The sequence below is a fragment of the Streptomyces sp. TBY4 genome (genome assembly GCF_024213195.1).
Classification (GTDB): Bacteria; Actinomycetota; Actinomycetes; order Streptomycetales; family Streptomycetaceae; genus Streptomyces.
On record NZ_JANAVF010000009.1, the window covers coordinates 38,876 to 58,855 of the forward strand.

General features: G+C 73.8%; 20 protein-coding genes. 8 read left to right on the top strand and 12 right to left on the bottom strand.

The genetic code is table 11. The features are described 5' to 3' along the window. Positions 1-24: 24 nt before the first annotated feature. Positions 25-1,266 carry a MoxR family ATPase gene (locus tag NLX94_RS21850; RefSeq protein WP_254384691.1) on the top strand — a complete coding sequence of 414 codons (1,242 nt, stop codon included), beginning with the start codon at positions 25-27 and terminating at the stop codon, positions 1,264-1,266. Then, a complete protein-coding gene (locus tag NLX94_RS21855) occupies positions 1,263-2,540 on the top strand; it encodes a VWA-like domain-containing protein (RefSeq protein ID WP_254384692.1) in 1,278 nt (425 codons plus the stop codon). The genes NLX94_RS21850 and NLX94_RS21855 overlap by 4 nt, the downstream gene beginning before the upstream one ends. Before the next feature lie 21 nt (positions 2,541-2,561). Here the strand turns inward: NLX94_RS21855 and NLX94_RS21860 are convergent, their stop codons facing one another. Genes NLX94_RS21860 through NLX94_RS21870 form a run of 3 tightly spaced genes read right to left on the bottom strand, consistent with a single transcriptional unit; the run spans position 2,562 to position 5,534 of the window. Continuing rightward, positions 2,562-3,746, bottom strand: a complete 1,185-nt coding sequence (locus NLX94_RS21860) for an AAA family ATPase (protein WP_254384693.1) — start codon at positions 3,744-3,746, stop codon at positions 2,562-2,564. 22 nt (positions 3,747-3,768) lie between these two features. Next, on the bottom strand, positions 3,769-4,434 hold the full coding sequence (locus NLX94_RS21865; RefSeq protein WP_254384694.1) for an acetate uptake transporter: 666 nt from the start codon (positions 4,432-4,434) through the stop codon (positions 3,769-3,771). Continuing rightward, positions 4,431-5,534 (bottom strand): DUF3533 domain-containing protein, encoded by a 1,104-nt coding sequence (locus tag NLX94_RS21870; protein ID WP_254384695.1) that lies wholly within the window; start codon positions 5,532-5,534, stop codon positions 4,431-4,433. The genes NLX94_RS21865 and NLX94_RS21870 overlap by 4 nt, the downstream gene beginning before the upstream one ends. A 249-nt stretch (positions 5,535-5,783) precedes the next feature. Between NLX94_RS21870 and NLX94_RS21875 the strand changes: the two genes are divergently transcribed. Continuing rightward, a complete protein-coding gene (locus tag NLX94_RS21875) occupies positions 5,784-6,644 on the top strand; it encodes a triacylglycerol lipase (protein WP_254384696.1) in 861 nt (286 codons plus the stop codon). 56 nt (positions 6,645-6,700) lie between these two features. Here NLX94_RS21875 and NLX94_RS21880 read toward each other — a convergent pair whose 3' ends face one another. The 3 genes from NLX94_RS21880 to NLX94_RS21890 form a co-directional block, all read right to left on the bottom strand. Next, entirely contained in the window at positions 6,701-7,726 is a 1,026-nt protein-coding gene (locus tag NLX94_RS21880) for a lytic polysaccharide monooxygenase (protein WP_254384697.1), read from the bottom strand. A gap of 248 nt (positions 7,727-7,974) precedes the next feature. Then, on the bottom strand, positions 7,975-8,457 hold the full coding sequence (locus NLX94_RS21885; protein WP_254384698.1) for a DUF402 domain-containing protein: 483 nt from the start codon (positions 8,455-8,457) through the stop codon (positions 7,975-7,977). Between the two features lie 17 nt (positions 8,458-8,474). After that, positions 8,475-9,407, bottom strand: coding sequence for a GNAT family N-acetyltransferase (locus NLX94_RS21890; protein WP_254384699.1), 933 nt, complete (start codon positions 9,405-9,407; stop codon positions 8,475-8,477). A gap of 71 nt (positions 9,408-9,478) precedes the next feature. On the opposite strand from NLX94_RS21890, the gene NLX94_RS21895 reads away from it, so the two are divergent. After that, on the top strand, positions 9,479-9,871 hold the full coding sequence (locus tag NLX94_RS21895; RefSeq protein WP_254384700.1) for a GntR family transcriptional regulator: 393 nt from the start codon (positions 9,479-9,481) through the stop codon (positions 9,869-9,871). A gap of 53 nt (positions 9,872-9,924) precedes the next feature. On the opposite strand, the gene NLX94_RS21900 is transcribed toward NLX94_RS21895, so the two are convergent. Further along, positions 9,925-10,467: an FABP family protein gene (locus NLX94_RS21900; protein WP_254384701.1), complete on the bottom strand. Its 543-nt coding sequence runs from the start codon at positions 10,465-10,467 to the stop codon at positions 9,925-9,927. Positions 10,468-10,624: 157 nt separating this feature from the next. Beyond that, the gene (locus tag NLX94_RS21905; protein ID WP_254384702.1) at positions 10,625-11,725 is read right to left on the bottom strand and encodes a DUF5925 domain-containing protein; all 1,101 of its coding nucleotides are present in this window, start codon (positions 11,723-11,725) and stop codon (positions 10,625-10,627) included. 218 nt (positions 11,726-11,943) lie between these two features. Between NLX94_RS21905 and NLX94_RS21910 the strand changes: the two genes are divergently transcribed. After that, the gene (locus NLX94_RS21910; RefSeq protein WP_254384934.1) at positions 11,944-12,744 is read left to right on the top strand and encodes an SGNH/GDSL hydrolase family protein; all 801 of its coding nucleotides are present in this window, start codon (positions 11,944-11,946) and stop codon (positions 12,742-12,744) included. 34 nt (positions 12,745-12,778) lie between these two features. On the opposite strand, the gene NLX94_RS21915 is transcribed toward NLX94_RS21910, so the two are convergent. Then, positions 12,779-14,458, bottom strand: a complete 1,680-nt coding sequence (locus tag NLX94_RS21915) for a serine/threonine-protein kinase (protein ID WP_308402487.1) — start codon at positions 14,456-14,458, stop codon at positions 12,779-12,781. A 289-nt stretch (positions 14,459-14,747) separates the two neighbouring features. On the opposite strand from NLX94_RS21915, the gene NLX94_RS21920 reads away from it, so the two are divergent. Continuing rightward, the gene (locus tag NLX94_RS21920) at positions 14,748-15,017 is read left to right on the top strand and encodes a hypothetical protein (protein ID WP_030720225.1); all 270 of its coding nucleotides are present in this window, start codon (positions 14,748-14,750) and stop codon (positions 15,015-15,017) included. 87 nt (positions 15,018-15,104) lie between these two features. Here the strand turns inward: NLX94_RS21920 and NLX94_RS21925 are convergent, their stop codons facing one another. Further along, positions 15,105-16,328 carry a CaiB/BaiF CoA-transferase family protein gene (locus NLX94_RS21925; RefSeq protein ID WP_254384703.1) on the bottom strand — a complete coding sequence of 408 codons (1,224 nt, stop codon included), beginning with the start codon at positions 16,326-16,328 and terminating at the stop codon, positions 15,105-15,107. 126 nt (positions 16,329-16,454) lie between these two features. Between NLX94_RS21925 and NLX94_RS21930 the strand changes: the two genes are divergently transcribed. Next, positions 16,455-17,408, top strand: a complete 954-nt coding sequence (locus NLX94_RS21930) for a hypothetical protein (RefSeq protein ID WP_254384704.1) — start codon at positions 16,455-16,457, stop codon at positions 17,406-17,408. Positions 17,409-17,422: 14 nt separating this feature from the next. Here NLX94_RS21930 and NLX94_RS21935 read toward each other — a convergent pair whose 3' ends face one another. Together NLX94_RS21935 and NLX94_RS21940 are read right to left on the bottom strand one after the other, a co-directional pair. After that, positions 17,423-18,211 carry an ABC transporter permease gene (locus NLX94_RS21935; RefSeq protein WP_254384705.1) on the bottom strand — a complete coding sequence of 263 codons (789 nt, stop codon included), beginning with the start codon at positions 18,209-18,211 and terminating at the stop codon, positions 17,423-17,425. Beyond that, positions 18,208-19,176, bottom strand: coding sequence for an ATP-binding cassette domain-containing protein (locus NLX94_RS21940; protein WP_254384706.1), 969 nt, complete (start codon positions 19,174-19,176; stop codon positions 18,208-18,210). The genes NLX94_RS21935 and NLX94_RS21940 overlap by 4 nt, the downstream gene beginning before the upstream one ends. Positions 19,177-19,246: 70 nt before the next feature. Between NLX94_RS21940 and NLX94_RS21945 the strand changes: the two genes are divergently transcribed. Then, positions 19,247-19,972: a TetR/AcrR family transcriptional regulator gene (locus NLX94_RS21945; RefSeq protein WP_254384707.1), complete on the top strand. Its 726-nt coding sequence runs from the start codon at positions 19,247-19,249 to the stop codon at positions 19,970-19,972. The last annotated feature ends 8 nt before the right edge of the window (positions 19,973-19,980 follow it).

Here is a 19,980-nt window from a genome sequence, read left to right on the forward strand (position 1 = left end):
CCCCACATCCAAAGGTGATTCCGCATGCATTCCCACGCTCCTTCCGCCCCGAGCGGTACCGACCAACTCGACGTCGCCGCAGGGCTGCTGGCCCTGCTCCGCGCTACGACGACCGAACCGCGGCCCGACGTCCAGCTGGAGGCCCTGACCCTGGCCGTGGCCGCCGACCTGCCCGTCCTCCTGTGGGGCGAGCCCGGCATCGGCAAGACCGCGGCCCTGACTCAGCTCGCCGCCTCCCTGGACCTCCCGCTGACCACCGTCATCGCCAGCGTGCACGAGCCGTCCGACTTCTCCGGCCTGCCCGTCGTCGGGGACGACCCCGCGGAGCAGGGCGTGCCGATGGCCCCGCCGGACTGGGCCGTGCGCCTGGTACGGGCCGGCCGCGGGCTGCTGTTCCTCGACGAACTGTCCACCGCGCCGCCGGCCGTGCAGGCGGCCCTGCTCCGCCTCGTACTGGAGCGGCGGATCGGCACCCTGCGGCTGCCGCCCGAGGTCCGGATCGTGGCCGCCGCCAACCCGCGGTCCTCCGCGGCCGACGGCTGGGAGCTGAGCCCGCCCCTGGCCAACCGCTTCGTCCACCTCCAGTGGACGCACGATCACGAGGTGGTGGTACGCGGCCTCGGCGGGACCTGGCCACGCGCCACCCTGCCCCGGCTCGACCCCGAACGGCTCCCCGAAGCCGTGGACTTCGCCCGCCGGGCGGTGTGCGGGCTGCTCGCCGCCCGGCCCAAGCTGGTCCACCAGCTGCCCTCGGGGGAAAGCCGCCGGGGCGGCCCGTGGCCCTCGCCCCGGAGCTGGGACATGACGCTCCGCCTGATCGCCTTCGCGACCGCGGCCGGCTCCTCCCGGGAGGTGCTGTCCCTGCTGGTGAGGGGAACCGTGGGAGATGGTCCCGGACTGGAACTGCTGGCGAGCCTGGACCGGATGGACCTCCCGGACCCGGAGTCCCTGCTCGCCGACCCGGCGGCCGCCGTCCTGCCCGAGCGCGGGGACCTGCGCCAGGCCGTGCTCGACGGGGTCGTCGCGGCCGTGCGGGGGCGCCCGGAGAAGTCCCGGTGGGACGCGGCGTGGGCCCTCCTGGCCCGCGCCCTGGAGACCGGCGCCCCGGACCTGGTGGTCGTCCCCGCGAGCACGCTCGCCGCGCTGCGCCGCGAGGACTGGGAGGTGCCGGCCGCGCTCGACCGGCTCGCCGGGGCCGTGGCCCTGTCCCGGCGGGCCGACCGGGCGGCGGCCCGCTCGGGCGCGGCGGTCGGGGCGGGCCGATGACGGCCGCGGCGGCCGTACCGCAGGTGCCCGTACCGCCTGTGGCGCTGGACCTGGAACTGGACCTGGACAAGCTCTACGCCGCCCGGCTGCACGCCGTGCGCGTGCGGCCTTACCTGGCCACGGCGCTGTTCGCACTGCACGTCGTCGCATCGCGCCGGGTGCCGACGATGGCCGTCGACCGGCACTGGCGGTGCTACGTCTCGCCCGGCTTCGTGGAGCGGACTCCCGTGGAGGAACTGGCCGCGGTCTGGGTGCACGAGGTGTCCCACCTGCTGCGCGACCACCACGGGCGCGGGGAGCGGGTCGCGCGCGAGCGCGGGCTGACCGGCCCGGGGGAGCGGCTGCGGATGAACATCGCGGCCGACTTCGAGATCAACGACGACGCGTACGGCGACGGGCTGGTCCGGCCCGAGGGCGCTGTCCAGCCGGCCGACGCAGGGCTGCGGGAGGGCGAGCTCATGGAGGAGTACCTGACGCAGTTCGGCCTCGGACCGTACACGCAGCACATGGTCTGGCTGGACTGCGGCAGCGGAGCCGACGGGCTGGAACGGGAGTGGGACCTCGGAGCGGACGGAGCGCACGGGCTCAGCGAGCAGGAACGCGATGCGGTGCGGTTCCGGGTGGCGCAGGGCATCAACGGCCGCCCGGGGAGCGCCCCGAGAGGCTGGAAGCGCTGGGCGGAGGAGGTCTTTCACCCTCCGCAGCCCTGGCGGGAGCTGTTGGGGGCGGCCGTCCGCTCGGCCACTTCCGGATCCGGCGCAGGCGACGACTACACCTACAGCAGGCCGTCGCGGCGTTCGGCCGGAGTACCGGGCGCCGTGCTGCCGAGCCTGCGGCGCAGGCCGCCCCGGGTCAGCGTGGTCATCGACACCTCCGGGTCCGTCAGCGATGCCGAACTGGGCAGCGCGCTCCTGGAGGTCACCGCGATCTCCCGTGCCGTGGGCGGCCGCCGGGACCTGGTCACCGTGGTGCCGTGCGACGCGTCGGCCCGCATCGCCCATCCGCTGTGCCGCGCCGAGGGAATCCCGCTGCTGGGCGGCGGCGGTACGGACCTGCGGACGGGCTTCGCCACCGCGCTGCGGTCGAGGCCCCGGCCGGACGTGGTCGTGGTCCTGACGGACGGGCAGACGCCCTGGCCGGAGGCGCGGCCGCCGTGCCGGACGGTGGTGGGGCTGTTCCGCCGGGCCGGGTCGGACGGATCGTGGGACGAGGACGACCCCGACTACGTCCCGGACTCGCCGCCCGCGTGGGCCCGCGTGGTGGAGATCGGGTAGACCCGGAAGAGACGGCCGGCCCTAGCGCTTCGGCCAGTACCAGAGGGGCTCGTCCAGGGGGCCCTCGCGGCCCGCGACCTCGGTCTGGCCGAAGTCCTTGACCAGGGTGATGGTCTGCAGGTCCACGCGGTGGCGCCGGACGCCCGCCGCCAGGGCTTCCGCGAGCGGGGCCGCGTGCGTGACCACCACCGTCTGGGTGTTCCGGGCCACCGTCAGGATCAGGTCCGCGAGGGGGCCCAGCAGGTCGGGGTGGAGGCTGGTCTCCGGCTCGTTGAGCACCATCAGGGCGGGCGGGCGCGGGGTCAGCAGGGCGGCCGTCCACAGCAGGTAGCGCAGGGTCCCGTCGGAGAGTTCCGCCGCGCCCAGCGGGCGCAGCAGCCCGTGCTGGTGCAGTTCCAGTTCGAAGCGGCCGTCCCGTTCCGCGACCGCCACGCTGCTGCCCGGGAAGGCCGCCTCGACGGCCGTGTCCAGTGCGGCGTGGTCGCCGGTCTCCCGGATCGTCTGGAGCGCCGCCGGCAGGTCGGAGCCGTCCGCGGCGAGTACCGGCGTACGGGTTCCGACGCGCGGGGTGCGGGCCGGCGCGTCGGCGTCCGTGCGGACGTGGTCGTAGAACCGCCAGGAGCGGATCAGTTCGCGCAGGGCCAGCAGGTCCGGGGCCAGTTGCGGGTCCGCCAGCTCGCTCAGCATGGAGTCGTACGGGCGCAGGGCGCCGTGGGTGCGGTGCCAGCCGCCGTCCGCGGTCCGGGTGCGCACGGCGGGCCCGGCGCGGTCCGAGAGCAGGGCGGCGGGGCGCAGCACCGGCCCGGCCCAGGTGCACTCCCGTTTGATCTCGGGGTCCAGGCCGAAGAGCGAGCCGCGGACCGGCGCGGGATGGCCGAAGTCCACCGCGTAGCCGAACTCGTCCCCGGCGAAGCCGAGCCGCAGGCTCACCGGTTCGGAGCGGACCGTCGGCTGGACGGCGTACCGCCCCTCGCGCACGGCCCGCCCGATCGTCTCCGGACCGGCCCACAGGGTGGAGGGCAGTCCGCCCTCCCGGGCCAGCGCCGCGACGGCGCCGCCGCGCGCGGAGTCGGCCAGCAGCCGCAGCGACCGGTACAGGCTGGACTTGCCCGTGCCGTTGGCGCCGGTCACGACGGTGAGCCGGCCGAGGGGGACGATCAGCTTGCGCAGGGAGCGGTAGTTCTCCACCGCGAGGGTCGTGATCATGCAGCCGCCCTGGTCGGAGAGGTCATGCCTCCGGGTGCTCCTCGGGGGCGAGGAAGCGGCCCATCGGCAGCACCTGGCGGCCCCAGGTGCTCGCCATGATCTGGCCGGCGAGCAGGTACGTGGCTCCGAGCGCGGCCAGCAGACCGCTCCAGCCGGTGATCCGGTTCCAGAGCACCGAGCCGGTGAACCCGCTGATCGTCATGGCCACGAAGACCACCAGCACGCAGGTGAAGGTGGACAGCAGCACCAGGTGGATCCGCCAGCTGCCGATCCACAGCACGAACACCACGAACACCCACGGCAGCGTGAACAGCCCGCTCACGTCCCCGCGCAGCGCCGGATCGGTGGCGGGCAGCACCCACTGGAGCAGCAGGGCCTTGGACATCCAGAACAGCCCGAAGCCGCCGAAGACGGTGGCGTGCCAGGTGTCGCCGCGCTGCGCCTGGAAGAGCCCGGCCAGCAGTTGGGCGAGCCCGCCGATGAAGAATCCGACCAGCGGCAGCACGGAGTGGCTGAGCTTCTCGGGGAAGATGCCCGCGTCGATGCCGGTCGCGATGGTGGTGACGACGATGAAGCCGGTGAGCCCGAGGGGGCCCAGCTGCGCCTGCGCGCTGGGCTCCATCCGCTTGACGGAGACGGCCTGTTCGGCCGGGCCCATGCGGTTGCGCAGGTGGACGGGGTTGTTCATCGCACGGCTTCCTCTTCCGGCAGGGCGTCCGGTTCCTCGGGGAGCCCGCTGCCCACCGGCGGCCCGGCCTTGCCCCGGCGGCCCGCCGCGCAGACCATCGTGACCACCGAGCCCAGTACGGCCCAGCCGCTCAGGACCAGCAGCGGCCCGGTGAGGTCATTGCCCTTGAAGTACGTGATCGAGCGCGCGGCGTAGGTGCCGGCGCCGGGCGGCAGCCACGGGCCGATGGCCTTCCAGAACGGTGGCAGCAGCGGGTACGGATAGGCGCCGCCGGCACTCGGGTTGCCGAACACCACCACCAGCAGGATCGCCAGGCCGATGCCGACCACGCCCGCGAGGCCCTGGAAGGCCAGGGTGATCGCGCCGACGGCGAAGACGACGAGGGTGCCGAGCCCCCACAGGCCCCAGATGCTGCCGGGCAGCGCGCCCAGGACCGGGTCGGCGATCACCGAGCCGAGCAGCCCGGCCGCGAGGGAGTACGCCAGCAGGACCCCGAGCCGGATGACGGCGCGGTGCATGTTCGCGGGCCGGGCGCCCGCGCTGATCGCGAGGATCGCGGCGCACAGGTAGCCGCCCACGCACCAGCCCACGACCAGGTAGAACGAGCTCAGGCCGCGCCCGTCGCCGGCGGCGACCGGGACCACGTCCACCACGGTCACGGTGCGGCCCTGGGCCTTCTCGACGCGGCCGACGATCTCTTCCACGGCCTGCGACAGGGAGGCTCCCGCACCGCTCGCCACCAGCAGCTTGTCGGTCCTGCCGGCCGGGTCGACGATCAGCGCGCCGTCCACGTCCCGGTTCTGGATCTGCCGCAGCGCCGTCGCCTCGTCCGGTACGGCGCGGGGGTCGAGCGGTTTGCGCGGCAGCGCGGAGAGCTGCTTCGCCGTCTGTTCCGCGACCGGCGCCGCGGGCGCGGCCACCGCGATCGGGATCTCGCTGGGTTTGGGGTGATGGAAGGCCCCGACGTACGAGGTGATGAAGGCGAGCTGGAGCGCCAGTACGCCCAGGACCAGGAGAGCGGCCCGGGCCGTGACGGCGTCCTTGAGCTCGGCGAGGAATCCGCCGGACTGCCCTGGGTCTGCGTGGGGGGTCTGGGTCATGTCTCACACGCTCGGCGTACCGGGCGCCGGGCGCAGCAGGGGAGGGCCGAATGGATGACGGCCGACCGGACGACGGCCGGCGGGGCGGGCCGCGCATTTTTTACCGACGCGTAACTTCCCAGTTTTGCTACTCGCCCGTAATTTAACGGCTGCAGCACCCCCCTTGTGATCCGGATCACGGGATGCACCCCCACGTACTTCCCGCGCCGTCCCTCGTTACTCCCCTTTGAACCGCGAGGAGATCACACGATGCTGCCCTGGAGACGCCTGCTCCGCCCGCTGGCCGTCCTCACCCTGACCGCCGCCGCGCTCGTCGCCCCCACCGGAGCGGCCCAGGCCGCTGCGGCGCCGAGCAGCGGCTGGAACAACTGGTCCTGCAAACCGTCCGCCGCCCACCCCCGGCCCGTCGTCCTGGTGCACGGAACCTTCGGGAACTCCGTCGACAACTGGCTCGGCTTCGCGCCGTACCTCGTCCACCGGGGCTACTGCGTCTACTCCCTCGACTACGGGCAGCTGCCCGGCGTCCCCTTCTTCCACGGGCTCGGCCCCATCGCCGAGTCCGCCGGGCAGCTCGACGCCTTCGTCGACAAGGTGCTCGCCTCCACCGGAGCGGCCGAGACGGACATCGTCGGACACTCCCAGGGCGGCATGATGCCGCGCTACTACCTGAAGTTCCTCGGCGGCGCCGACAAGGTCAACGCCCTCGTCGGCCTCGCCCCCGACAACCACGGGACGACCCTGCTCGGCCTCACCAAGCTCCTCCCGTACTTCCCCGGCGCGGAGGACCTGATCAGCACGGCCACCCCGGGCCTCGCCGACCAGATCGCCGGATCGCCCTTCCAGACCAAGCTCAACGAGGGCGGGGACACCGTCCCCGGAGTCGCGTACACGGTGATCGCCACCCGCTACGACGAGGTGGTCACCCCGTACCGGAGCCAGTTCCTCTCCGGGCCGGACGTCCGCAACGTCCTGCTCCAGGACCTGTGTCCGGTGGACCTCTCGGAGCACGTGGCCATCGGGCTCACCGACCGGATCGCCTGGCACGAGGCGGTCAACGCCCTCGACCCGGCGCACGCGAAACGGACCACCTGCGCGTCGGTCTTCTCCTGACGGCGGGCGGGGGCGGGCGGCCCCGATGGGCTGCCCGCCCCCGCCGTGGGCGTGCGTCAGCGGCCGTGGCGGCCCGGGGTCGCACGGCGGCGGGCCAGCCCGAACAGCACGGCCGCGCCGACGGCCAGGACTCCGGCCCCGGCGATCGCGATCGCCGGGGTGGCGCTGCTGCCGCCCGTCTCGGCGAGGTCGCTGCCGCCGTTCGTCTGCGGGTCGTTGTCCCCGTGCCCGTTGTGCTCCACCGTGGACTTGCCGGCGCCCTCGGAGATCTGCTGGTCGGTGGGGGCCGAGGGTCGCGGCGCGGGCTCCTCCGAGGGCTGCTGCGAAGGCTGCGCGGAGGGCTGCTGCGAGGGCGTGGAGCCGGGCTTCCCGCTCGGCTTCGAGCTCGGCGCGGTGCTCGGCTTCCCGCTCGGCTTCTCGCTCGGTCCGGGGCCGGGCTGCCCCCCGTTGTCCTTCCCGAAGACCACGTCCGAGCAGGTGTAGAAGGCCTCCGGGCTGTCCGAGCGCTGCCAGACGCTGTAGATCAGGTGCCGGCCGGACTTGTTCGGGACGGTGCCGGAGAAGACGTAGTCGCCGTTCTGCATTCCCGGGTCGGTGACCTTCACGAAGGGCGCCGGCTCCAGGTCGGACCACTTCAGCGGCTTCGACGGGTCGTAGCCGTCCTTCGTCACGAACAGCTCGAAGGAGCCCTTGTGCGGGGCGGTCCCCTTGTAGCGGAAGGTGTGCGCGCCCGCGCTCATCGGGCTCGCCGGCCAGTCGGCGCGCGCCAGGTCCAGTCCCTTGTACTTGCCGTTGCCCGCCGAGCACAGCTGTCCGTCCGGGATCAGGGACCTGCTCTTGCCGGCCGCGTTGGCGATGTTCACCGCGTTCCAGTCGTAGAACGCCTGCGCACCGCTCGCCGCGACCGCCGCCCTGCACGCCGCCGACTTCGGGGACTCCGGGCCCTCCGCGTAGCACGCCGCCACCCGGCTGACCGGGTCCGTCATCGAACCGTGGGCGGCCGCGGGGACGACGGCGTACGCGGCCACGGCGAGCGGGGCGAGACCGGCAGCGATGCGGGCGGCGGTACGGCGTGCGGGCATGGTGGATCTCCTCTGGGCACGGCACAGGGCTGCGCGAGTCGTGGGTGCGCCGGAGGACCGGGGCTGTGCGGCGCCGCCCCTCACGGGTTCGCGGCGCCGCCTCCGGCCCTCCCTGGCCCAGCCAAACTAACCGCCCGGAAGCCGGGTTCCACGGGGTTCGGGCCCCGGGAGCCGATCCTTAGGGCCCCTTTAAGGAGCCACTAAGCGGGCCCACAGGAAGGGCCCTGCCCGGGCCGTGGGGCCGAGGGTCAAGGCAGCAGGGCGGAGAGTCCCGCGGCCGAGCGGGCCTGGGCCTCCAGGGCGTCCAGGGCCCGTACCGCCTGGGCCGCCGCTTCGGGATCGGTGCCGTCGAGGCCGCTCGCGGCGAACTCGTCCTCGTCGAGCCGCAGTACGGAGCTTCCGTCGGCCGACACCCACAGGTCGAGGTCCAGGTCCTCGACCAGGATCACCCCGTCCTCCACCGTCGCGGGGCGGGTGATGTCGCAGTACCAGCCCTTCAGCACGCCCCCGCCGGTCCGCACCTCCTTGACCGCGTACCAGCGGTCGCGCCAGAAGTGCTCGGTGAACACGTCGCCCGGCTCGAAGCGGACGAAGCCGAAGTCCCGTACCCCGGGGGCCGCCCAGGGGGCCCGTACGGTGATCCGGGTGCCCGTGTCGGCGACCAGCTCGGCCGGGTAGCGGATCTTCGTACGGCCCGCCTTGGTGAGGGCGACGGTCAATCGGTCGGTCATCGTGGTGTCTCCTGCTCTCAGAGCTGTTTGGTGAAGCGGGTCTCGGTGGCGCAGACCTCGTACCCGAAGCGGGCGTTGACGGCGAGCATCGGGGCGTTGCCGGTGTCGTTGCCGGTGAAGGCCTCGGTGCAGCCGGCCGCGCGGGCCCGCAGCAGCGAATCGGTCTTGGCCAGCCGGGCCAGTCCCCGGCCGCGGAAGGGGCGCAGGGTGGCGGTCATGGCGGAGGAGTAGCGTCCGGCCCCGTCGGTGTGGGCGGCGGTGAAGCCCGCCACCTCGCCGTCCACCAGGACCACGGTGGTGAGCTCGCGGTCGAGGTACGGGTGCTCCCAGGTGTTGCGCAGCCAGTCCTCGTAGTCGTCGAACTCCACCGGAACATCGCCCGGTTCGTCCAGGACCGCCGCCGCGTCGGCCTCGAAGAGCGGGCGCGGATCGGCGGCGAAGGCCGAACCGGCGCGCAGCTCGACCCCGTCCGGGAGCTTCCCGGGCAGCGCCGGCAGGTCGGCCGCGGCGAGGTCGAGGCGCAGGAAGTGCGCGGAGCGGGAGGACCGGTACCCGTGGCGCTCGGCGAAGGCGCGGTGCGCGGGCTCGTCGAGGACCCAGGCGAACGAAGTCCTTGCGCCCTCGGCCCGCAGATGCTCCTCGGCCGCGCCGAGCAGCGCCCTCCCGGCGCCCAGGCCGCGGTGGGCGGGGTCCACGTAGGCGTTGACGAAGCCCTGTCCGGGCTCGGTGCTCTCGTGGGCGATGCCGACCTGGGCGGTGCCGATGACCAGGCCGTCGGCGTTCTCGGCGACGAGGACGCGGTAGCGCTTGCCGGGGTGGGCCGAGGCGAGTTCATGGGCCACGCCGCGGGCCGTGCCGATCATGAAGGGGAGGGCGGCGCGGCGGACGCGCACGACCGACTCCGCGTCCCGGGGGTCGGTGGGACGTACGTCGCGAAGGGTGGTGATCACCTGTGCGACGGTAGGCGGCGGCGGAGTCCCGCGCCTGCGAATTTCCCCGCGGATGGGGGACAATCGGCCGCGTGACCTCGACTTCTCCGCACCTGAAGATCCGCATCGACGGCGCGCCGGGCGCCGCCGCCCCGTACGAGCAGCTGCGCGCCCAGATCGCCGCCGGGGCCCGGGCGGGCCGGCTGCCCGCCGGGTTCAAACTGCCCACGGTCCGCGGGCTGGCGGAGGAACTGGGGCTGGCGGCGAACACGGTCGCGAAGGCGTACCGGGCGCTGGAGTCGGACGGCGTCATCGAGACGCGCGGCCGGGCGGGCAGCTTCGTGGCGGCGGCCGGAGACGGGCCCGCCCGGGAGGCGGCCACCGCCGCGCAGGCCTACGCGGAGCGGGCGCGGCGGCTGGGCCTGACCTTCGACGAGGCGACCGCGGCGGCGCTGGACGCACTGCGCGCGCGGTACGCGGACTGACGGGGAACGGACTGACCGCGGACGGACCGGGCCCGGCGCGGACCGGCCCGGGGTCAGTCCTTGCGCGGGAACAGCCGGGCCTGGAGGTGGTGCTGCATGGGCTGGCCCACCGCGGCCATCTCCTGCACGATCGTCAGCCCGCCGTCCTCCAGCGCGTACCGCCGCCGCATGGCGGTGACCTCCTTGGCCCGCGGGGTCAGCCCCACCGTGTCGGTGGCCATCTCGATCTCCGTACCGGTTACCTGGCCGACGTACGTCTCCACGATGCCCGTCGGGTGGGCGAGCGTGACCTCGACGGAGGCGTCCGGGAGGATGCGCCACCACCCGGTCTCCCGGCCGGCGGGGCGCAGGGCGGTGCCGGACTCGTCGATGAGCCACGCGCGGGACTCGTAGCAGAGGAAGGGCCGGCCGTCGTGGCTGAAGGTGATCTCCTGCTCGTACCGGAACCCGTGCTCCAGGGTCGGGTACTCGCCGCTGCCCCGGCCGTGCCAGCGTCCTACGAGGCCGAGCACCGGCTGCAGCTGCGGGTGCGGCTCGGGGCCCTCGCCGAGGACGTGGCTGTCGGGGAAGGGGTTCTCCTGCGCCGGTTCGAGCACGGTGCGTTCTCCTGTTCGTGGGTCCCCCGAGGTGCGCACGGCCGGTGGGGGCCTCCGGCCGCGCCCCCATTGTCCCCGCGGGGCGGACCGGAGCCGTGCGCGCCCCGCACGCGGGAGTAGCGGGTCGGGAGCCGAGAGTGGTCCGGGGGCGCCGCGCCTACAAGTACATCCCCGCGTCCGCGTCGTGGCCCTGCGGCGGCAGCAGTGCGGCGGGGCCCGCCGCGCCGCGGCGCAGGGCGTACAGCTCCGCCAGCGTGGCGCCCTCGCGGGAGATGCCCTCGTCGGTGCCGAGCCAGTCCACCGCCTCACGGTGCGTCAGCCGGCCGATCTCGATGCGGGCGAGGCAGCGCCCCGGCCGGACCACGGCCGGGTGGAGCCGCTCCAGGTCCTCGTTGGTGGTGACGCCGACCAGGACGTTGCGGCCCTGGCCGAGCAGGCCGTCGGTGAGGTTCAGCAGCCGTGACAGCGCCTGCCCGGCGGTGTGCCGGGCCTCGCCGCGGATCAGCTCGTCGCAGTCCTCGAGCAGCAGCAGCCGCCAGCGGCTCTTCGCGGTGCCCTCGTCCTCGCCGATCGCGATGTCCATCAGGTAGCCGATGTCGTTGAACAGCCGCTCCGGGTCCAGTACGCAGTCCACCTGGCACCAGTCCCGCCAGGACCGGGCGAGCGTGCGCAGGGCGGAGGTCTTCCCGGTGCCGGGAGGGCCGTGCAGCAGGAGCAGCCGGCCGGCGATGTCGTCCGGGGTCACCTTCATCAGCCGGTCCATCGCCCCGGCCACCGGAGCCGTGTAGTTGGGCCGCACCTCCTCCCACGTGCCGGCCGCGATCTGCCGGGTCGTGCGGTAGGGGCCGCGGCGCGGGGAGACGTACCAGAACCCCATCGCGACGTTCTCGGGCTGCGGTTCGGGCTCGTCCTGCGCGCCCTCGGTGGCCTCGCCGAGCACACCGGCGGCGAGCTCCTCGCTGACCGCCGTCACCGTGACGTCCGCGCCCCGGCTCCAGCGGGAGACGAGCATGGTCCAGCCCTCGCCCTCGGCCAGCGTCGCGCTGCGGTCGCTGTCGCGGGCGGAGCGCAGCACCGTGGCCCCGGCCGGCAGCAGGGTCGCGCCCGGCTTGACCCGGTCGATCGACACGCTGTGCGAGTGGGGCTGCTCGCCCGACGCGAAGCGGCCGAGGAACAGCGCGTCGACGACGTCCGACGGGGAGTCGCTGTCGTCGACGTTGAGCCGGATCGGCAGTGCGTCCTGGGGGTTGGCTGGCATGGCGCCCATGATCCGGCACGAACTGCCCTCATGCACCCGTGTTTCGCCGGATCGAGTGGCGGGATCCCCTCTTCAAACACCGTGCGAGTGAAGATTCGGCCCGCGTGTCTGCCCCGAACATTCTTGGCATGGACACTTCCAGCGGACCCCTGCTCCTTGTACCACGGACTCAGGAGTAACTCCGGAGTAACCCCCCACAAGGAGCCGCACACATGAGCATGAGAATGCCTCGTTTCGCCGCCTTGGCCTCTGCCCTGTTACTCGCCGCGGGAGCCGCCCTGTTCGGAGCCGGACCGGCATCCGCCGCCGCCGACTTCGGCTACGTCGCCCTCGGCGACTCCTACTCCTCCGGCGTCGGCGCCGGCAACTACGACAGCGCCAGCGGGAACTGCAAGCGCACCACCCGCGCCTACCCGGCCCTGTGGGCCGCCGCCCACTCCCCCCAGACCTTCTCCTTCGCCGCCTGCTCGGGCGCTCGTACGGGTGATGTGATGAGCGGCCAGCTCGCACCCCTGAACTCCGGCACCGACCTCGTCAGCATCACCATCGGCGGCAACGACGCCGGATTCTCCGACGTCATGACCACCTGTGTGCTCCAGTCCGAATCCACCTGCGTCAGCCGGGTCAACCAGGCCAAGGGGTACGTGGACTCCACCCTCCCCGGCCAGCTCGACCAGGTCTACAACGCCATCAAGAGCCGCTCCCCGGGCGCCCGCGTGGTCGTCCTCGGCTACCCCCGCTTCTACAAGCTCAATGGCACCTGCGTGGCGGGGCTGTCGGAGGGCGAGCGCAAGGCCATCAACGGTGCCTCCGACCACCTCAACGCCGCCATCGCCAAACGCGCCGCCGACCACGGCTTCGCCTTCGCCTCGGTCGCCGGCGCCTTCACCGGGCACGAGATCTGCTCCAGCAGCTCGTGGCTGCACAGCGTCAACTGGCTGAACATCGGCGAGTCCTACCACCCGACCGCCGCCGGACAGTCCGGCGGCTACCTGCCCGTCTTCACCAGCGCGGCCTGATGGCCTGAGGCGCGTTCTGATGGCCGCGTCCGCGTCACGGACTGGCCGTCGGCCCCGGGTTGGGTGACGGGGAAGCGGCCGGTCCGGGCGTGCCCGGGGAGGAGGCTCCGCCCGTCGGGGTCTCCTCCTCGCACGTCACCGAGAACTCCAGCCAGGCCGAGGCCGCCGCCGACGGCGCCCGGACCTCCAGCCGCACCGCGTCCTCGAAGGTCGCGTCCGGATAGTGCGTCAGCTCCGTGTGGTCCAGCCGTACGCTCACCGGCCCGCCCGCCGGGTACGCGAGGGTCTGCCAGCCGGGGCCCGAGGTCTGCCCGCTGCGCGTGGCCCACCGGTACTCCACCACCGCCGGGGTCCGGTCCACCGCCACGGTGGCGGTGAAGGCGGGAGCCTTGCCGGCGGGTGCCGGGCACGTGCCGGTGTAGGCGTCCCGGACCGCCTGGACGGCGGACAGGGTGATCCCCGGCGGCGTGGCCGAAGGGGAGGCGGAGGCGGAAGGGGACGGTGAGGGGGACGGGGAAGCGCTGGGAGAAGGGGTCGCCGAAGGCGGGGCGCTCTGCGTGGCCGTCGGGGTGGGTGTCGCCCCGGCTCCGCCCTCCCCGCCCGGGTCGCGGTCCTTCAGCAGCAGCCAGCCCAGCAGGACCACCACCGCGAGCAGCACCACGATCCCACCGGCCAGCACCAGCCCGGCGCCGCTGCGCGCGGGCTCGGGGGCGGGCGTCCACGCCGGGCCGGTCGCGCTCCCGGTCCCGGGGCCGGGTGCCGGCAGGGGCGGGGTGGGGTGGCCGTACGGGTGCCGCGCGGCCGGGTCCGAGCCGTCCGGCCCCGGACCCGGAGCGGGACCCGACACCGGCCCGCCGGAGGCCCGTACGGTCCCGCCCGCGCCGACGATGCGCAGCATCCGGGCCGCCTCCGCGGCGGACAGCCGCTGCCCGGGATCCTTGACGAGCAGCCCCTCCAGGACGGGCGTCAGCGGTCCGGCGCGCCGCGGCGGCGGGGGCTCCTCGTCCACCACCGCCCGCAGGGTGGCCACCGGGGACTCCCGGTGGAAGGGCAGGACCCCCTCCACGGCCAGGTACAGCGTCACCCCGAGCGCCCACAGGTCCGACCCGGGGCCCGGCTCCTGCCCCAACGCCCGCTCGGGCGGCAGGAATTCAGGGGAGCCGACCACCTCGCCCGTCATGGTGATGGCGGTGGAGCCCTCCAGGCTCGCGATCCCGAAGTCGCCGAGCACCACCCGCCCGTCGTTGGCGATCAGCACGTTGCCCGGTTTGACGTCCCGGTGCAGCACCCCCGCCTCGTGCGCGGAGCGCAGCGCGGCCAGCACCTGTTCGCCGATGTGGGCGGTCCGCTGCGGGGTGAGCGGCCCGTCGCCCTCCAGGACCTCCGCGAGCGAGAGTCCCCGTACGATCTCCATCACGATCCAGGGCCGGCCGTCCTCGGTGGCCACGTCGTAGACGGTGACCACGCCCCGGTGCGAGACGCGGGCCGCGGCCCAGGCCTCCCGCTCGAGGCGCCGGTACATCCGGGTCACCTCGGCCTCGTCCATCCCGGCCGGTGCGCGCACTTCCTTGATGGCGACCTCGCGCCCCAGGAGCTCGTCCAGGGCCCGCCACACCATGCCCATCCCGCCGCGGCCGAGGGGGCCCAGCAGGCGGTACCGTCCGGCGATGACCCGCCCGCCGGCGCCGTCCCCGTTCGCCGCGGACTCAGTCACCGAAAGCCTCATTCACGCGCGCCCCCAAGAGCGTTACCGGACGATCACTCCAAGTTAGCGCAGAGCGCGCGCCGTGGCTCCGGTCGTGACGGGAGTCGTGACGGGAGTTGTGCGACTCCCCGAACCCCGCCCGTTCTAGCGGAGAGTGACGATCGACTCCGCTGAGTAATCGTCAACTCCCGGTCGCCACACGGCCAATTCACACCACCGGGATACCCGTGCGCGACGTGGGGACGATAGGGTTACCCTGCCCGGTGGGCCGGGTGCCCTCATACGGGTGGGGAGAGACATGGAACAGATAGCAATGCGCAGCAGGCCGCCCCGCGTGCCTGCCATCACGTGCGGCAGCGGTGCGACCAGTTCGCGCCTCGACCGCCACCTCGCCGTGCTGGGCGGTCCCGCCGTCCCGCACCGCGAGACCGCCGAGGCGACGCTGCTCATGCGCGAGCTCACCTCGCGCGACCACACGCACCGGCTGCGGAGCCGGAGCGCGCGCGTATCGCTCTTCGCGCCGCTGCGGAGGCTGCGGCGCACGCTCTTCGGCAGCCGCCGTTCGTAGCCGTCCCCTTCGTGGGTCGCCCCTTCGTGGGGCGTCCCGTCCCCGTAGTGCCGCCGTTCCGTCCCCGGCCTGATCAACCCTGCCCAGTCAGCGAACCACACCGTCCCGGCGCAGTGCCGCGATCTGTTCGCCCGTCATCCCCAGGGCGTGCAGCAGGACTTCGGTGTGCTCGCCGAGCGCGGGCACCGCACCCATGTGCGGTGCCGCGCCGCCGGGCAGCCCGATCGGCGGCAGCAGGGCCCGCAGCGGGCCCGCAGGCGAGCCCACCTCCCGCCAGCGGTCCCGGGCCTCCAGCTGCGGATGCGCGGCGAGCTGTGCCACCGAGTTCAGCCGTGCGCAGGCGATGCCCGCGGCCTCCAGCCGGCCGATCGCCGCGTCCGCGCCCAGCCGGGCCAGTGCCTCGGCGACCACCGCGTCGGTCTTCTCGCGGTTCGCGGTGCGTGCGGCGTTCGTCGCGAAGGTTGGGTCTTCGGCCAACTCTGGCTTCTTTAGTACCTGTTCGGCCAGTCGGCGCCACTCCCGGTCGTTCTGCACCGACAGGAGGACCCGGTCGCCGTCCGCCGTCGCGTAGGCGTCGTAGGGTGCGATCACGGCGTGCGCGAGGCCGGTACGCACCGGCTGCTCCCCGCCGTGCATGGTGTGGTGCAGCGGATGCCCCATCCACTCGGCGAGGGCGTCGAGCATCGACACCTCCACCCTGCCGCCGCGCCCGGTGGTCCCGCGCCGCAGCAGGGCGGCGAGGACGCCCGAGAAGGCGTACATGGCCGCCGCGATGTCCGCCGCGGGGATGCCCGCCTTGGCCGGCTGCTCCGGGGTGCCGGTCACCGAGACCAGGCCCGCCTCGCACTGGACGAGCATGTCGTAGGCGCGCTTGTGGGCGTACGGGCCTTCGGGGCCGTAGCCGGAGACGTCCACGGCGACCAGCCGGGGGTAGCGGGCGCACAGCGCGGCGGAGTCGAGCCCGAGCCGGGCGGCGGCCCCCTGGGCGAGGTTCTGCACGAACACGTCGGCGCCGTGCAGCAGCTGGTGCAGGACCTCGCGGCCGCGCGGGTCCTTGAGGTCGAGGGCGATCGACTCCTTCCCGCGGTTGGCCCACACGAAATGCGAGGCGAGACCGTGCGCGGCGGTGTCGTAGCCGCGGGCGAAGTCTCCGCCGTCGGGGCGCTCGACCTTGATCACCCGGGCGCCGAGGTCGGCGAGCTGGCGGGTGGCGAAGGGGGCGGAGACGGCCTGTTCGACGGAGACGACGGTGATGCCGTCGAGGGGGAGGGGGTCGGTGGCGTGCGTGTCGCTGTGACGGTCGGGTGTCATGACGCCCTGCCTACCGGCCTGGAGGGGGATCTGTCACCACGCAGGATGGTGACATCCCCCATTCCTGGCGATTTGTCTGCGTATGGTATGGCGCGTCGTCCCTCGACTCGCACCGAAGGGTTGCCCATGAGACGCCCGACCGCACTCGATCAGCGCTCCCCGATCCGGCGGGTGGCGGTCGTGGTGATAGCTCTGGTCGCCGGGCTCGCGCTGGCTGCCGGTCCGGCGCCCGCCGCGGGCCTCGCCCCGACGCCGCTGAACATCTCCGTGTCCAACTCCAACGGGACCGTGACGAGCCTGGCTCCGGACTGCACGAGCGGACCGCTCACCGAGTCCCGGCGCATCACCGGCAGTCAGTCGGTGCCCGCCGGGCTGTTCTCCTCGCTGCCCGGTCAGCTCGCCTTCGACCTGCCGGTCAACCTGGGCGCCACCCAGGCGGCGCTGCGGGGCAACGACGGGCGCGTCACACTGACCAACGCGCGCGGCACCCTGACCCTGGCCCTGAGCGCCGGAAGCTGCGCCGCGCCGACCCTCGCCCACAGCGGGAGCGCGATCTCCGGGGGCGGCACCTGGGCGGTCGTCGCCGACACCACACCGGGCAACTCCTATGGCCAGGCCACCGGTTCGGGCACCTTCAACCTCGTCAACATGGGAAGCTCCGTCGGCACCGGCCGGCTGTGGACGCTGAACCTCATCGGCTCGGCGGATCCCCTCCAGCCCACGATCGCCGTGACCCACCGCGCCTTCTGGGGCGGCCCGTTCGCCTACCTTTCGCGGACCCTGAGCGTGGAGTACCGGATCCGGAACACCGGACCCGGAGACGCCTTCGGCGTGGTCCTGAACGATGCGGCCACGAGCTCCCCGGGGGTCACCCGGATCGGCCCGGTGCCGCAGGCGGTCGGCTCGGTGCCCGCCGGTTCCGAGCGGAGCGTCGTGGTCCGCTACCGGGTGTGCGGCATCGCCTCGATCGGCTGCCGCTTCACCGCCGACGTCCAGCTGACCGTGGCGGACGCCCTCGACTCCGGTGGCCCCGCGTCCTTCCAGCGGACCGTACAGGTGCCCATCACCCCGGTGCCGTAGGGGCCGGATCGTGCTCAGCCGAGGCCGCGCGCGAACCGGCGCGTGGCCGCCGGCACGAAGAGCGCCAGCAGGGCCAGTGACCACAGCAGCGCCCCGGCGACCGGGTGCGCGACCGGCCAGGCGGCGCCCGCGGCGGCCTCGCCGCCCGCGTTCCCGAAGAGCTGGCGCACTGCCGTGGCGACGGCGCTGATCGGGTTCCACTCGGCGGCCGTGCGCAGCCACCCCGGCAGCCCGGCCGTCGGCAGGTACGCACTGGAGAGCATCGGCAGGACGAAGGTGGCGCCCCCGAGCTGCCCCGCCGCCTCCTCGCTCTTGCTCAGGAGGCCGAGGTACGTCCCCACCCATGCGGTGGCGAAGCGGAACAGAAGGAGGATGCCGAAGGCCCCGAGTGCCCCCTGGAGTCCGTTCTCCGCCCGCCAGCCCATGGCCAGCCCCACCAGTATCAGCGGCACCATCGAGACGCCGGTCGTCAGCAGATCCGCGGCCGTCTGCCCGAGCGGCACCGCGCTCCGGCTCATCGGCAGGGTCCGGAAGCGGTCCGTCACCCCGCGGTGCGCGTCCTGCGCGGCCGTGAACATGCCGGCCATCAGACCGTTCGCGGCGGTGGCGGCGAGCAGCCCCGGGACCAGGAACTGTCGGTACTCGGAAGCGGGCATGGCGAGCGCGCTGCCGAAGACGTAGCCGAAGAACAGCAGCATGGTGACCGGCATGGTCTGCGTGAGGATCAGCAGGCCCGGGGCGTGCCGGGCCTTCTGCAGCTGGCGGGTGAGGACGGCGCCGCCGTCGGACAGCAGGGTGCTCATGCGGCGTTCTCCTTGAGTTCGGTGGCGGGACGGGCCGCGGTGAGGCGCAGGAACACCTCGTCGAGGGTGGGCGGGCGCAGACTCGCGTCGGTGACGGCGATGCCGGCCGCGTCGAGCGCCCGGACGATCTGCGGCAGCGTGAGCCCGGGGTCGAGGACGGTCGCGCCGACGGTGAGGCGCTCCCGGTCCAGCGCGGGCAGGCCCCCCGTCAGCCGGTCGAGTACGGCGGCCGCGTGCGCGAGCGCCTCGGCCCCGTCGACGCTGACCTCGGCGTAGGCGCCGATCAGGGCCTTGAGCTCGGCAGGGGTGCCGGTGGCGGCCGCCCGGCCGTGGTCCACGACCACGATGTCGTCGGCGATCCGGTCGGCCTCCTCCAGGTACTGGGTGGTGAGCAGCACGGTGGTCCCCTCGCGCGCGAGGTCTCGTACGGCCCTCCAGATCTGCTTGCGGGCCGCCGGGTCCAGGCCGGTCGTGGGCTCGTCGAGGAACAGCACGCGGGGCCGGGTGACCAGTCCGGCGGCCAGGTCGAGGCGCCGGCGCATCCCGCCGGACCAGGTGCCCGCCACCCGGTCGGCGGCCTCGGCGAGGCCGAAGCCCTCCAGCAGCTCGTCGGCGCGGTTCCGGACGGCCCGGCCGCGCAGTCCGGCGAGGCGCGCGAAGAGCCGGAGGTTCTCGGCGCCGGTCAAATCCCCGTCGACAGAGGCGAATTGACCGGTGGCCCCGATGTTGCGACGGACGGCGGCCGGGTCCAGGGTCACGTCGTGGCCCGCGACCAGGGCGCGGCCGGCCGTGGGTGCGGTGAGGGTGCTGAGGATCCGGACGGCGGTGGTCTTGCCCGCGCCGTTGGGGCCGAGGAGACCGCACACCGTGCCCGGCGGTACGGCGAGGTCGAGGCCGCGCAGTGCATGGACCTTGCCGTAGCTCTTCTCGAGACCCTCACTAAGTACAGCGTACGTAGTAGTCATGTGGTGCACCCTACCTGACTACGTACGCCGTACGTAACTACGATGGTGGGGATGGACGAGGTGATGAGCGATGACACCCAGCGGCCGCTCCGCTGAACCCGAAGTGATCTGGGCCCGCCCGCCGCGGGCCGGCCGCGGCCCCCGGCCCGCCCACAGCCGCGACTCGATCGCCGCCGAGGCGGTGCGGATCGCCGACGAGGAGGGGGTCGACGCCGTCTCGATGCGGCGCGTGGCGGCCGGGATTGGCGCCGGGACCATGTCCCTCTACAACTACGTACCGCGCAAGGAGGACCTGTACGAGCTGATGGTCGACGCGGTCAGCGGGGAGTATGATCTCGCGCCGCCGGCCGGCGACTGGCGGGCCGACCAGCTCGCGCTGGCCCGCCAGACCCGCGCGATCATGCACCGGCACCCCTGGCTGCCCCGGCTGCTGAGCCCGGTCCACGGATTCGGCCCGAACGCCCTGCGGTACCTGGAGCACAGCCTGGCCTGCCTGGCGCCGCTGGACGCCCCGAGCGGGGAGAAGCTGGAACTGATCGCGGCGGTCAACGGCACGGTCGCCACCTTCGTGGCGGGCGAGCTGGCCCTGGCCGAGCGGGCCCGCCAGCTCCCCTGGAGCGAGGCGGAGGAACAGGCGGTACGGGCGGCCTGGCTCGGCTCCCGGCTGATGACGGGGGACTACCCGCTCTTGGCGGGCGTCCTCGCGACCGCGCCGGGCGTCCCGGGCGAACTGGCCGATCCGGCCGCGATGTTCGACCGCTCGGTGTCGCGACTATTGGGAGCCTGGGGCTCCTGACCCCCGCC